We start from the raw sequence: 11,570 nt of genomic DNA, 5'->3' as shown, positions 1-11,570 counted from the left end.
ATACTGCTTTGAGAGCTCAAAAAGCAAAGCATTATTTAGAAACTCTGCGAACTTTGCGAAAAACCTTTGCGAACTTTGCGTTAAAATAAACCTTGCGGTTAAACTAAACTCAAAAACGCTTTTCCTAAATACTTAGTAATGGTAGAAGCCGTAAAAGACTCATAACCTGTTTTGGCTAAAGCAATATCAGCAGTTAATCCGTGGAGATAGACGCCTAGTTTTGAGGCGTATTTTGGTTCGTAGCCTTGCGCGAGCAGACTTGTGATGATTCCGGTTAGGGTGTCGCCGCTTCCTGCAGTTGCCAATGCTGCGTTTCCGGTTGTATTTTCATAGACGGAAGTTCTGTTGATGATAAATGTTGGCGCGCCTTTCATGACAATAATGACTTTATATTTTTCTGAAAAGGCGATTGTTTTTTGAAATTTTTCTGATTCCGAATTCCATTTACCTATCAAACGTTCGAGTTCTTTAGGATGAGGTGTTAAGATGGTATCTTCCGGGACTAATTCTAACCAGGATTGGTTTTCTGATAAAATATTCAATGCGTCTGCATCCAGAACTAAAGGCGCTTTGTTGATTCTTAGAAATTCGAATAGCGCTTTTTGTGTACCCAGCTCCTTTCCTATTCCCGGCCCTATTCCAACTGCTTGCGGTAGTAATGGCAAATGAATATTGGTGATAAAATTGGTGTTTTCATCTGTTACAGTCATTACTTCGGGAATAGAGATTTGAAGGATTTGATAACCGCATTTGGGCGTAAAAGTGGTTACGAGTCCGCATCCAGATTTTAAACAGGATTTTGAGGCCAGAACGGCTGCTCCTATTTTTCCGTAACTCCCGGCAATAATTACAGCGTGGCCTTGAATTCCTTTATGTGTATGCGGATTTACGGGTTTGTAAATTTTTAAGATTTCTTCTTTTGTGATTAAATAGGGAGACTTCATCTGGCATCTTTTATATAATAAAGTTACATAAAAAATTAAAAGCACGAATGTTTATTGTAACCGCTGAGTCCTAGCCCTGATAGAAGCGGCATCTCCCGATTTAGAAAAACAAGGCTTTTTAGCCGTAGTTTTTGTTTATCGGGAATACAGCGGATAGCAGGAAATAGCTCCTAATTATTGCGAAATTTATAATTTCGGACATTTAAATTAGATATTTTTTGAATAGATTTGCAAAACAATTTTATAAAACAACACAATGAAAAATACTGCGCTTACGCACATACATGAGAGTTTGGGAGCGAAAATGCTGCCTTTTGCAGGTTATAACATGCCTATTACATACGAAGGTGTAAATGCTGAACACGAAACGGTTCGTAATGGTGTGGGCGTTTTTGATGTTTCGCACATGGGTGAATTTTTGTTAACGGGTCCAAATGCTTTGGCTTTGATTCAAAAAGTGACTTCGAATGATGCTTCGACTTTAACAATTGGAAGAGCACAATATTCTTGTCTGCCAAACAATGAAGGCGGAATCGTAGATGATTTGATTATTTATAAAATGAAAGAAGAAGAGTATTTACTTGTGGTAAATGCTTCGAATATTGAAAAAGACTGGAACTGGATTTCATCTCACAACGATTTGGGTGTTGAAATGAAAAATATCTCTGATGATTATTCATTATTGGCAATTCAGGGACCAAAAGCGGTTGAGGCTATGCAGGCTTTGACTTCTGTAGATTTGTCTGCGATTACTTATTATCATTTTGAAGTGGCGGATTTTGCAGGATTTAATGATGTAATTATTTCGGCAACTGGTTATACTGGTTCTGGAGGATTTGAAATCTACTGCAAAAATGCCGATGCTGAAGCGATTTGGAATAAAGTTTTTGAGGCTGGTGCGGCTTTTGGAATTAAACCAATTGGTCTTGCAGCGCGCGATACTTTACGTCTTGAAATGGGATTCTGTTTGTACGGAAACGATATTAATGATACGACTTCTCCGCTTGAAGCTGGTTTAGGATGGATCACTAAATTTACTAAGGATTTTACCAATTCTGAGGCTCTTAAAAAACAAAAAGAAGAAGGTGTTTCTAAAAAATTAGTTGCTTTTGAAATGCAGGAACGTGCAGTGCCAAGACATGATTACGAAATTGTTGACGCTTCGGGCACTGTAATAGGAATCGTAACGTCTGGAACTATGTCGCCTTCTATGAATAAAGGAATTGGTTTAGGATATGTAACTGTTGCAAACAGTGCTGTTGACAGCTATATTTTTATTAGAATTAGAAAAAATGATGTTGCTGCAAAAGTGGTAAAATTGCCTTTCTACAAGAAATAGTTTTTAAAGACATACAAATTTTGAAAATGCGTTACTTTTTAACAAGTAACGCATTTTTTATTTGTCACAAATTCACGAATTTTTTATTCCTATTATTTTATAATAATTCGTGAATTCGTGGCAAAGTTTCATCAAAGTAAATCAGAAATTGTTTAATTAAAACAAATGTAGTTAGTGTAAGAAATTTTAGAAAAAATGTAAACCGTTTTCAAAAAATAAACGTAACTTTAATTAACACTGTAGACATTAAACTTTATGAGAAAATTTTGGCCGTTATTTTTATTGTTTACTTCTTTCCTATTTAGTCAAAATAGCGCCGAAACATGCGAAATAGTCAATAAAATAAATGCTCTTATACAGGCAGAGCATTTAAGACCAAAACCAGTTGATGACAGTTTATCGGTTTTTGTTTTTGATAATTTAATGAATGAGTTAGATCCGTCGAGAAACCTCTTCTTTAAAACTGAATACGACGAAATGGCTGACAAATATCGTTTAAATTTAGACGATTTAATACTGGAGAATGATTGTAGTTTTTTAACTGATATTACAGCCAAATATGTAAACGCTTTGATTAGAACAAAAGCTGTTCTGGAAAAAATTCAGGCGACTGCTTTTGATTATACTAAGAAAGATACGATTCGGTTTTATAAAAAATCATTTCCGTTTTACCTTAAGAAAGAAGATCTTGAAAAAGTATGGCGTAAAAAACTCCGCTATCAGATTCTCGATGATATAGCCGAAGTAAGCAACAATCTGGATTCTATTAAATCAAACTATAATTCGATTGAAGCCAAATCAAAGAAATTGATTCTTTCGAATGAAATATGCCGCATCAGTACGCTTTTAGAGACGAAAACGAAACAGGATGAAAACTTCTATAATTTCTTTTGTACTTATTTTGACCCGCATACGGCTTACTTTAGTAATGATTCTAAATCGAGTTTTGTGGCCTCGCTGTCTAAAGAGCATTTGTCTTTGGGAATGACGGTTAATTTAAATGAAAAAAACGAAATTATTGTGCATGAAATTGATCCGAATGGGCCTGCGTATCAAACGGGGCAAATAAAAAAAGGCGATCAGATTATTTCGGTTTCCAACCAAAAAGAAACGCTTCAGGTTTCGTGCGCTTCATTAGAATCTATTTCGACCATGATTTTATCTGAGGCGAATAAAAGTCTTACGCTTACACTGAAAAGAAACTCAGGCAAAAGCTTTGAGGTTTTTATCGAAAAGCAGGTCATGAAAGACGAAGAAAATTCGGTTTTCAGTTTTATTATTGGCAAAGAAAGTAAAATTGGATACATCAAAATCCCGAGTTTTTACGCTGATTTAGATGGAAAAAGCAGAAAAGGCTGCGCCGATGATGTTGCCCGCGAAGTGATTAAACTGGAAAGGGACAATATCAAAGGTTTGGTAATTGACTTAATTGATAACGGCGGCGGTTCGATGGAAGAAGCGATAAAACTAGCCGGGATGTTTATTGATTATGGTCCAATTTCGATTGTGGTGGATCATACCGATGAAAAATCAGTTATAAATGATCCTTATAAAGGATTGATTTACAAAGGCCCTATTGTGGTTTTGGTAAATAGTAATACGGCATCGGCAAGTGAATTTTTCTCCTCTATAATGCAAGATTATAATCGCGCGCTTTTATTAGGGAGCAGTACGCTTGGAAAGGCTACAATGCAGACAATTCTTTCGCTTGACGAACATAAGGATACTGATTTCTTAAAAATTACAATTAATAAATTCTACCGCGTTACGGGTAAAAGTCATCAATATATTGGGGTAACTCCAGATGTTGTTCTTCCGGAATTTTATGAAGATGTGTACCAAAAGGAAAGTGATTTCCCTACTGCAATGAAAAATGACAGCATTGAACCGTTCTTAAAATACAGAACGTATGTAAAACGCAGTTTGATTGATAAACTGGCTAAAAACAGTTCTTTACGCCTTGCTGATAATTACTATTTCAACGACATTAAAAAGATCAATCTAAAAATTGATCAGCTGGTGAATACTCCCAAAGCCGAAATTCCGATGACTCTGGACGCCGTTTTTAAACAGAAAAAAATCGTGAATTCGCTTTGGACAGAAATCAATACTTTTAATGATGAGAATAATCCGCTGGATGTCTATAATTCGTCGGTAAATCAGTTTTTACTGGGTGCTTATCCAAACGACAAAACGATTAACCAATATCAAATGGATAATCTTAAAACAAATCCTTACTTAAACGAAGCGGTAAATATTATTAATGACTTTAATGGAGCGAAGTAGAGATTTTAGATTTTAGATTTTAGATTTTAGATTTTAGATTTTAGATTTTAGATTTTAGATTTTAGATTTTTATCACTTTGTCAAAGTTTTCAACTTTGACAAAGTTAATTCCATATAAGCTTTGTGATCTTCTTTTCAAATCGCTTATTATTGTCTTTTGCATGCTTTGCGTAATACTTTGCGAACTTTGCGGTTAAATTTATGTACAAAAAAGAATAGAATTGATTTTGGATAAATAAGGAATAACCTTTATTTTTGCATCACAAAACTAAAAATTAGAAATGGGAAGAGCGTTCGAATTTAGAAAAGGAAGAAAAATGAAACGTTGGTCTGCAATGGCCAAAACATTTACCAGAATTGGTAAAGACATCGTTATGGCTGTTAAAGAAGGCGGTCCTAACCCTGACGCCAATTCTAGATTAAGAGCTGTTATACAAAACGCGAAAGCAGCCAACATGCCGAAAGACAATGTTGAACGTGCGATAAAAAATGCAAGTAATAAAGATACTGCAAACTATAAAGAGATTTTGTTTGAAGGATATGCGCCTCACGGAATTGCAATTTTAATTGAAACTGCATCTGATAACAACAACAGAACGGTAGCAAACATTAGAAGTTATTTTAACAAATGTAATGGAACAATGGGAACTCAGGGTTCTGTTGAGTTTATGTTTGATCATACTTGTAACTTTAGAATTGCAAATAATGGTCTTGACGCTGAGGAATTAGAACTTGAACTAATTGATTTTGGTGCTGAGGAAGTTTTTGAAGACGAGGACGGAATTTTAATCTATGCGCCTTTTGGAAGTTTTGGTGCTTTACAAAAAGAATTAGAAAGCAGAGGTTTAGAAATTTTATCTTCTGGTTTCGAAAGAATCCCTCAAATTACAAAGGAATTAACTGAAGCTCAAATCGCCGATGTTGAAAAATTAATTGAAAAAATTGAAGAAGATGATGACGTTATGAACGTTTATCATACGATGAAAGAGGAGTAATCTTTCTCTTTTTATACATTTTTAAAGCTCTGGATTTCCAGAGCTTTTTTTTGTTTGTAAACTTTAGCTTTTTAAATTCAAATAAAAATTTATATTTGCGATTCATAGGAATAAACTAATTTAAATTTCGATTTATGCAAGCCTCAAAAATCACAAGATACGCCATTATATTACTAGTAGTATTATTTATAGTAATAAGCGTAATCAGCTAAAAAAAAAAACAAAAGCCTTCTGAAATCAGAAGGCTTTTTGATATAAATAAAGAGATTATTATTTTGCTGTTGAATTGGTAACTTTTATTAAATAAGTTCCTTCCGGCAAAGTACCAATATTAGAAGCATTGATTCCTATAACTTTTTGACCGTTAGAGAAAACCTCAACATTTTTACCGCCTTTACTTGTTTCACTTGGAGACGAAGGCAAAGCATTCGATGCCGATGCTTTAGCTGGTAAAATTACCGCTTTTTTTGCTGTAGTTATAACTGGGGCTGTTTCCTTAACTACTACAGCAGGTTTTGAACTTTCATAAGCTTCTTTAACTTGTTCGTCTGTCATGGCAACGCTGTACAATCTCAAATCGTCAACATCGGCATTTATACTTGTTGCAGTATTTAATTTCCCTAAACTCAAAATATAGCCTTTGGTGGAACGAACAATTCCTTCTTCGGCTTTTAATAACTCTCCATTACGGTAAATTTTTGAAATATTTCCGTCATAAGTAATGCTGTACATGTACCAGGTTTCTTTTGCAAGCGGCACCGAAGCTGTAACATCATTACCGCTTCCCCAGCCTACAAAACTTGCCTCAGAATTTCCTCCTGACGAAACTTGCTGTGTTAATCCAAAATATTGGGCATTTGCTGCAGTACCGTAACTTAAAATATAATTGGGTAATGTTACCGCATTAAACTTTACCCAAATAGATAATGTTCTTGGTTTATTTGCTTGAGGAAGATCTCCAACCACTGCTTGATAAGCTTTACCTGTAAGACGTAAAGCTCCTTTTGGTGCTCCCATTCTGTCATTTACAAAAACGGGGGTTCCTAAAAAAGAAATAGTATTATCAGTGTTGCCTAAACTTCCGTTAAAGTTAAACTCCTGGACAGGATTTTGTGCAGCAGCATTAAAAAAACATACCAACATCAAAGCAAGTACTATTTTTTCCATATTTATAGATTTATAAGATATATTGAGTTTGGGGCGTATATTATTTGTTAATCAGTTTCTAATCAATTTTCATTACTCTAAATTTTGACTGTTTTTTAAACAAATTTTGTTAAAATTATAATTTTAATTCAGCACCACCAAACAACTCTTACATGTAAATACAGAATTCTCACAAAATTAAAAATGCAGTGTTTTAGTATATATTCTACAGCTCGTAAATCATAAACATTAAAACACGAAAAAGCCTCCTGAAACCTCAGAAGGCCTTTTACTTTTCCAAAACCTGATTGCTACTAAAAAATATAAAAAACTAACTATTTAAAAAATGAAGTAATGCCTTATTTTGAAGTAATTTTCTTGCTCGGTGTATTTGTTATTTTCAGCAGATATGTTCCTTCCGGAAGATCGCTTATACTCATTGAATTATTCCCCAGCACTTTCTCCCCTTGCGAAAACACTTCGATATTTTTTGACCCCGCATTTACATCTCTATTTGCAATTATAGAACTTGATGCCGGTTTTGTATTTGTTTTAGATTTTGCGGCCGGTTTAACTCCTTTTGCAGCAACTGACGTTTCTGCAATTGCTGCAATCAGCGGTTTTGAGCTATTGTAAGACTCCAAAACCTGTTCGTCTGTCAAAGCAGCATTATAGATCTTTAAATCGTCTATATCAGCATTTATACCTACTGTTGTATTGATTTCACCTAATCTGAATATATTTCCTTTCGTTGAACGTTTTAACCCGCTTATGTATTTTAATAATTCACCGTTTCTATACATTTTAGAAACTGTACCATCAAATGTAATGGTATATTGATACCATATTCCTTTTGTCAGCGGAGTTGAAACAATCACATCATTTGATGCTCCCCAGCCCGCCAGGCTTAAATCAGAACTAGATGAGGTTGTTCCTTGCTGTAACAAGCCAAAATATTGCGCATTATAAGCTGATCCATATCCCCAAATATAATTTGCCGAAGCAATATCATTAAACTTAACCCAAATACTAACTGTTCTAGCTGTATTACCTTGCGGCAGATCATCTATTACAGCCTCTAAAGCTTTATTATTTAATCTTTGAGCATTTCTTGCAACTCCGGCTCTATCAGCAACAAAATCATTTGTTCCCATGAAAGAAGTTGTATTAGATTCATTATTTAAAGTCCCATTGAAATTAAACTCCTGAATTGGATTTTGAGCAGCAACATTCAAATAACTTACAAACAGTAACGAGAGTAGTAATTTTTTCATGATTGTAGATTTAAGGGTTAAAACTAATTGTGTTAATTTTACACCGCTAATCTATATTAATATGCTGTTCGTCGAAAATATTTTCGGTAACTGACCTAAATAATCGTTTAAGTAACCAAATTTGATACTTTTTGACTTAAAAGAGATTATTATACTTTAGCATTTTTTATTAAAACACTACAATTACTTCAATTAAAAACTTATTTTCCTACGTATAAATACGTTATTTACAAACAAATCAAAACTTTTAACATTTACCAAAGTTAGTTTTAAGAAATCTGCAGCTACTTAAACATAAGACATAAAAAAAACTCCATTCGAGTACGAATGGAGTTCTAAATATTTTGAGATAATTCTATCTTATTTTACAAATTCAATTTTTTGAGCTTCTTCTTCATTAACGCTGTCAAAGAAACCTTGTTCATTCATCCAGTCATCGCTGAATACTTTACTCATGTAGCGTGAACCATGATCAGGGAAAATCGCTATAATATTACTTTCTTTTGTAAACTCACCTTCTTCTGCATATTGTTTAATCGCCTGCATTACTGCTCCAGATGTATACCCTACAAACAAACCTTCTTTACGAGTGATTTCTCTTGCTGAGTGTGCACTTTCTTCATCGGTCACTTTCATGAATTTATCGATGATATCAAAATCTGTAGCTGACGGAATTAAATTTTTACCTAAACCTTCAATACGATATGGGTAAATCTCTTTGTTATCAAATTCTCTTGTTTCGTGGTATTTTTTCAATACTGATCCAAAAGCATCTACACCAAGAATTCTAATATTAGGGTTTTGCTCTTTTAAGAATTTTGCTGTTCCTGAGATTGTTCCTCCGGTTCCGCTGCAAGCAACAAGATGAGTAATTCTTCCTTTTGTTTGTTCCCAGATTTCGGGACCTGTAGTGTTATAATGGGCATCAATATTCAGCTGGTTGAAATATTGATTAATGTAAACTGATCCTTTTGTTTCCTCATGTAATCGTTTTGCTACATTGTAGTACGATCTTTCATCATCTGCAGAAACGTGCGCCGGACAAACATACACTTTAGCTCCTAAACTTCGCAGCATGTCAATTTTATCCTTAGATGATTTTGAGCTCACGGCCAAAATACAGTTATAACCCTTTATAATACTTACCATCGCTAAACTGAAACCTGTATTACCCGATGTAGTCTCTATAATGGTATCGCCTGGTGTTAGTATTCCTTTTCTTTCGGCTTCTTCAATAATATATAACGCTATTCTATCTTTTGAGGAATGACCTGGATTAAAAGCTTCTACCTTTGCGTAGAAATTTCCTTCTAACTCTTCGGTGATTTTATTTAGCTTAATAAGTGGAGTGTTACCTATTAACTCTAAAACATTATTATAAGCGTTTATTTCTTCTTTCATAAAAAAATAGTTAATCAAAGGCATTTTAAAATAACCTTGATAGGTTGCAAATTTAACAAAAAATTTCTAATTAGCTTTTAATTTTTTCTAAATCTAATAAAAAACTAAATTCTTTTGCTAAGTCTTTTAAAGCCTCAAAACGTCCTGAAGCCCCGCCATGTCCAGCATCCATATTAGTATCTAAAAACAAAACATTATTATTTGTCTTTAAATCTCTTAACTTGGCTACCCATTTGGCTGGCTCCCAATATTGTACCTGCGAATCGTGTAATCCTGTAGAAACGTACATGTTAGGATATTTTTGCGCTTTTACATTGTCATAAGGCGAATAAGACAACATATAATCGTAATACTTTTTATTATTTGGGTTCCCCCATTCGTCATATTCTCCCGTTGTAAGCGGAATACTGTCATCCAGCATTGTTGTAATAACATCTACAAAAGGTACCTGAGCGATAACGCCGTTGTATAATTCTGGTGCTTCATTTACTATAACACCCATTAAAAGTCCTCCTGCAGATCCACCTTCAGCATAAAGATGTTGCGGCGAAGTATATTTCTCGTCTATTACAAATTTAGAGCAATCGATGAAATCTGTAAAGGTATTTTTCTTTTTTAACAGTTTTCCGTCTTCATACCATTGTCTTCCTAAGTCCTCTCCTCCTCTAATATGAGCGATTGCATAAACAAATCCGCGATCTAACAACGAAAGCCTTGTTGATGAGAAATAAGTATCCATGGTAATTCCGTAGGAACCATAAGCATAAAGCAGCAGCGGATTTTTTCCGTTTTTCTGCAGTCCTTTTTTATAAATCATCGAAATTGGCACTTTTACTCCATCTCTTGCCGTTGCCCAAACTCGCTCTTCAATATAATTTTCTTTATCAAATTTACCACCCAAAACCTGTTGTTCTTTTAAGATTTCTTTGGTTTTAGTGGTCATATTAAAATCTATAACTGATGATGGCGTTGCAAGCGATTGATAGCTGTAACGCAAAATATCGGTATCAAAATCAATATTGGTAGTTGTGAAAGCATTATAAGTTTCGCTTCCAAATGGCAGATAATAATCTGGCTCTCCATTCCAAGGCATGATTCTAATATGATTCAAACCGTTTGAACGCTCTTCTACAACTAAATAGTTTTTGAAAATCTCGATATCTTCTAATAAAACATCTTCTCTATGCGGAATCAAATCGACCCAGTTTCTTTTTCCTGTTTTATTCTCAGGCGTTTTCATCAATTTAAAATTGGTCGCCTTGTCTTTGTTTGTCAGGATATAAAACGAATCTTCGTAATGAGAAATACTATATTCTAGTCCGCGTACACGAGGCTGAAAAACCTCAAATTCTCCATCCGGATTGTCTGACTTCAAAATTCTGTATTCTGTCGTTAAAGTACTTCCAGAACTAATTACAATGTATTTTCTAGATTTCTCTTTACTTACCGAAACATTAAAAGTGTCATCAATTTCATTGTAAACTAAAACATCTTCTTTTGAATTAGTGTTTAATTTATGTCTGAAAATTTTATCGGCTCTTAAAGTAACTTCGTCTTGTCTGGTATAAAAAATAGTATTATTGTCGTTCGCCCAAACAGAACCTCCGGTTGCATTCTCGATTTTATCGGCTAGAATTTCTCCTGTTTCTAAATTTTTAATTTGGATAGTGTAAATTCTTCTACCAACAAGATCTGTCCCAAAAGTCGCAAATTTGTTATCCGGACTGATGCTTAAACCTCCTAATTTAAAGTAAGCATGACCTTTTGCCAATTCATTACAATTAAACAGAATTTCTTCTTCTGCCGAAAGGCTTCCTTTTTTTCTGGCGAAAATGGGATAATCCTGACCAGTTTCAAAACGGGTAATATAGAAATAACCATTGTAAAAATAAGGCACAGACGAATCGTCTTCCTTAATTCTTGCTTTCATTTCCTCATATAAAGATTCTTGTAAATCCTTAGTATGAGCGGTCATTTTTTGGTAATACTCGTTTTCTTTATTCAGATAATCGATAACCTCTGGATTTTCTCTGTCATTCAGCCAAAAATAATTATCGATTCTTGTTTCTTTATGTTTCTTTAATGATTTTGGAATTTCTTTGGCCTTTGGAGCCAGTATATCGTTCTGCATTGATTTAATTAAGCTTAGGTTTTTAATTCGGAGACGCAAAAATACTACAATCAC

Annotated in this window: 8 protein-coding genes; 3 read left to right on the top strand and 5 right to left on the bottom strand. The window is 34.1% G+C overall.

The features are described 5' to 3' along the window. Window positions 1-98: 98 nt before the first annotated feature. Window positions 99-944 carry an NAD(P)H-hydrate dehydratase gene (locus AC1RRQ_RS03175; RefSeq protein ID WP_493021351.1) on the bottom strand — a complete coding sequence of 282 codons (846 nt, stop codon included), beginning with the start codon at window positions 942-944 and terminating at the stop codon, window positions 99-101. A 256-nt stretch (window positions 945-1,200) separates the two neighbouring features. On the opposite strand from AC1RRQ_RS03175, the gene gcvT reads away from it, so the two are divergent. The 3 genes from gcvT (at window position 1,201) to AC1RRQ_RS03160 (ending at window position 5,564) form a co-directional block, all read left to right on the top strand. Next, a complete protein-coding gene (gcvT, locus tag AC1RRQ_RS03170) occupies window positions 1,201-2,283 on the top strand; it encodes a glycine cleavage system aminomethyltransferase GcvT (RefSeq protein ID WP_493021349.1) in 1,083 nt (360 codons plus the stop codon). A gap of 255 nt (window positions 2,284-2,538) precedes the next feature. Next, entirely contained in the window at window positions 2,539-4,569 is a 2,031-nt protein-coding gene (locus AC1RRQ_RS03165; protein ID WP_493021347.1) for a S41 family peptidase, read from the top strand. 281 nt (window positions 4,570-4,850) lie between these two features. Next, a complete protein-coding gene (locus AC1RRQ_RS03160; RefSeq protein ID WP_493021346.1) occupies window positions 4,851-5,564 on the top strand; it encodes a YebC/PmpR family DNA-binding transcriptional regulator in 714 nt (237 codons plus the stop codon). Window positions 5,565-5,834: 270 nt separating this feature from the next. On the opposite strand, the gene AC1RRQ_RS03155 is transcribed toward AC1RRQ_RS03160, so the two are convergent. The 4 genes from AC1RRQ_RS03155 to AC1RRQ_RS03140 form a co-directional block, all read right to left on the bottom strand. Next, entirely contained in the window at window positions 5,835-6,731 is an 897-nt protein-coding gene (locus AC1RRQ_RS03155; protein ID WP_493021344.1) for a LamG domain-containing protein, read from the bottom strand. A gap of 338 nt (window positions 6,732-7,069) precedes the next feature. Beyond that, a complete protein-coding gene (locus tag AC1RRQ_RS03150; protein WP_493021342.1) occupies window positions 7,070-7,984 on the bottom strand; it encodes a LamG domain-containing protein in 915 nt (304 codons plus the stop codon). A gap of 360 nt (window positions 7,985-8,344) precedes the next feature. Next, the gene (gene capA / locus AC1RRQ_RS03145) at window positions 8,345-9,385 is read right to left on the bottom strand and encodes a cysteate synthase (protein ID WP_493021340.1); all 1,041 of its coding nucleotides are present in this window, start codon (window positions 9,383-9,385) and stop codon (window positions 8,345-8,347) included. A 70-nt stretch (window positions 9,386-9,455) separates the two neighbouring features. Continuing rightward, on the bottom strand, window positions 9,456-11,516 hold the full coding sequence (locus AC1RRQ_RS03140; RefSeq protein ID WP_493021338.1) for a S9 family peptidase: 2,061 nt from the start codon (window positions 11,514-11,516) through the stop codon (window positions 9,456-9,458). Window positions 11,517-11,570: the final 54 nt, after the last annotated feature.

It is taken from the genome of Flavobacterium sp. GW821-FHT12A05 (assembly GCF_058807735.1).
Note: the sequence above shows the minus strand (reverse complement) of the source record. Positions and strands in the feature narration are given on the sequence as shown.

Excerpts from the sequence above, each read along its gene's own strand:
- AC1RRQ_RS03160 (WP_493021346.1), top strand. The coding sequence starts at position 4,851 with ATGGGAAGAGCGTTCGAATTTAGAAAAGGAAGAAAAATGAAACGTTGG.
- AC1RRQ_RS03175 (WP_493021351.1), bottom strand. The coding sequence starts at position 944 with ATGAAGTCTCCCTATTTAATCACAAAAGAAGAAATCTTAAAAATTTAC.
- AC1RRQ_RS03165 (WP_493021347.1), top strand. The coding sequence starts at position 2,539 with ATGAGAAAATTTTGGCCGTTATTTTTATTGTTTACTTCTTTCCTATTT.
- capA (WP_493021340.1), bottom strand. The coding sequence starts at position 9,385 with ATGAAAGAAGAAATAAACGCTTATAATAATGTTTTAGAGTTAATAGGT.
- gcvT (WP_493021349.1), top strand. The coding sequence starts at position 1,201 with ATGAAAAATACTGCGCTTACGCACATACATGAGAGTTTGGGAGCGAAA.
- AC1RRQ_RS03155 (WP_493021344.1), bottom strand. The coding sequence starts at position 6,731 with ATGGAAAAAATAGTACTTGCTTTGATGTTGGTATGTTTTTTTAATGCT.
- AC1RRQ_RS03150 (WP_493021342.1), bottom strand. The coding sequence starts at position 7,984 with ATGAAAAAATTACTACTCTCGTTACTGTTTGTAAGTTATTTGAATGTT.
- AC1RRQ_RS03140 (WP_493021338.1), bottom strand. The coding sequence starts at position 11,516 with ATGCAGAACGATATACTGGCTCCAAAGGCCAAAGAAATTCCAAAATCA.